This window comes from Acidovorax cavernicola, assembly GCF_003581445.1.
The window spans coordinates 1-2097 of record NZ_QXMN01000158.1 but is presented as its reverse complement, the minus strand read 5'-3'; the positions used below and the strand labels follow the sequence as shown (position 1 = coordinate 2097).

Here is a 2097-nt window from a genome sequence, read left to right as displayed (position 1 = left end):
CCCCGAATTCAAGGAAATCGCCGACGTGCTGGCCTCGGCGCTCGCGCAGATCGGCGACGCGCGCCATTCGCTGCAGACCTATCTGCGCCGCACCGAACTCGACCCCGAGCGCCTGGCCGAACTCGACACCCGCCTGTCGCTGTGGATGCAGCTCGCGCGCCGCTACAAGCGCCTGCCGGCCGAACTGCCGCAGCTGTTCGCGGGCTGGCAGGAAGAACTGCGCCAGCTCGATGCCGTGGTCGACATCGCGGGCCTGCGCGCCCAGGCCGATGCCGCCCGGGCGCAATACGAGCAGGCCGCGCGCGCGCTGTCGCAGCAGCGCGCCAAGGCCGCGCCCAAGCTGTCGCGCGCGATCACGCTGGCGATGCAGGGCCTGGGCATGCAGGGCGGGCGCTTCGAAGTCGCGCAGACCGCGGCCGAGGAGCCCGGCCCGCATGGCGTGGACGCGCTCGCGTTTCTCGTCGCCGGCCACCCGGGCGCCAGCCCCAAGCCGATAGGCAAGGTCGCGTCGGGCGGCGAGCTGTCGCGCATCTCGCTGGCGATCGCGGTCACGACCAGCGAACTGGGCGAGGCCTCGACGCTGATCTTCGACGAAGTGGATTCCGGCGTGGGCGGCGCCGTCGCCGAGACCGTGGGCCGGCTGATGCACAAGCTCGGCCAGGACCGCCAGGTGCTGGCCGTGACCCACCTGCCCCAGGTCGCGGCCTGCGCAGATCACCACCTCGTGGTCGCGAAGAAGCGCGACAAGCAGGCCACAACGAGCACTGTCACCGCGCTCGCGCCCGAGACCCGCGTCGGCGAAGTCGCGCGCATGCTCGGCGGCGAGCGCCTGTCCGAAACCACCATGGCACACGCGCGCGAAATGCTCCAGCAAGCGGTAGTGCCCGCGCGCAGAGGTTGATGCATGCCCCTTGAAATCGTGTTGATCACCGGCATGTCCGGTTCCGGAAAATCCGTGGCGCTGCATGCGCTCGAGGACGCGGGCTACTACTGCGTCGACAACCTGCCGCCCGAGCTGCTGGCTTCGTTCGTCGCCCTCGAGCATGCGCACCATGGCAACCGCGTGGCCATCGCCATCGACGCGCGCAGCGCCACCGGCCTGCCCCAGCTGCCCGCGCAACTCGCGCTGCTGCGCAACCAGGGTGCGGTGGTGCAATCGCTGTTTCTCGACGCCTCCACCGGCACGCTGGTGCGGCGCTTTTCGGAAACCCGGCGGCGCCACCCGCTGTCGAGCGACGAGCTGCAGCAAGGCCGCGGCGCGCTGGTGCAGACCATCGAATGGGAGCGCGAACTGCTCGCCGACCTGCGCGAGCAATCCCAGGTCATAGACACCAGCAGCATCCGGCCGTCGCAGCTGCAAAGCTACGTCAAGAGCCTGCTGACCGTGCCCCAGGGGCAGATGACGCTGGTGTTCCAGTCGTTTGGCTTCAAGCACGGCATTCCGGTGGACTGCGACTATCTGTTCGATGTGCGCATGCTGCCCAACCCGTACTACGACACCGAACTAAGGCCGTTTTCCGGCAAGGATGCGCCGGTGCAGGCGTTCCTGCGCCAGCAGCCCGAAGTGCTCGAGATGCAGCAGCAGATCGCGCAGTTCTTCGAACACTGGCTGCCGCTGCTCGAGCAGAACCACCGCAGCTATGTCACCGTGGCCATTGGCTGCACCGGCGGCCGGCACCGTTCCGTGTTCCTGGTCGAGCAGCTCGCCGCGCATTTCGGCAAGGAATGGCCCACGCTGACCCGGCACCGGGAACTTGACGCGCGCACGGCCGCCGCGGAAATCTAGCCTTCGCGCTCCAGCAGCTTGCGCACCGGCGCGGGCAGCCCCATCTCGCTCCACTGCGCGCGCGTGTACCAATCGTCGGCCGCGGGCTCCGCCGCTTCGACGCGCGCGACCACCGCATGCAGGTGCAGATCGCGGTGCGTGAGCACATGCAGGAAGGCGGGCTGGTGCTCGAGCTGCACGCCGCCCCGCGGCCAGCGCGCCTGCACATCGGCTTCCAGCGCCGCCGCGTCCGCGAACACCGGCGGGCTGTAGAGCCCGGCCCAGATGCCCGTGGACGGGCGCTTGCCCAGGCAGATGCGGCCGGCACGGTC

At 69.7% G+C, this 2097-nt stretch carries 3 protein-coding genes; 2 read left to right on the top strand and 1 reads right to left on the bottom strand.

Translation table 11 applies throughout. The features are described 5' to 3' along the window. Window positions 1–901, top strand: a 901-nt coding sequence (locus D3H34_RS31990; RefSeq protein ID WP_491047157.1) for a DNA repair protein RecN, incomplete at its 5' end; no start/stop codon positions are given. Between the two features lie 3 nt (window positions 902–904). Beyond that, window positions 905–1786: an RNase adapter RapZ gene (gene rapZ, locus D3H34_RS31985; RefSeq protein ID WP_119558800.1), complete on the top strand. Its 882-nt coding sequence runs from the start codon at window positions 905–907 to the stop codon at window positions 1784–1786. On the opposite strand, the gene D3H34_RS31980 is transcribed toward rapZ, so the two are convergent. Beyond that, window positions 1783–2097 (bottom strand): NUDIX domain-containing protein (locus D3H34_RS31980; RefSeq protein ID WP_167481317.1); only part of this gene is annotated, 315 nt, incomplete at its 5' end. The genes rapZ and D3H34_RS31980 overlap by 4 nt on opposite strands.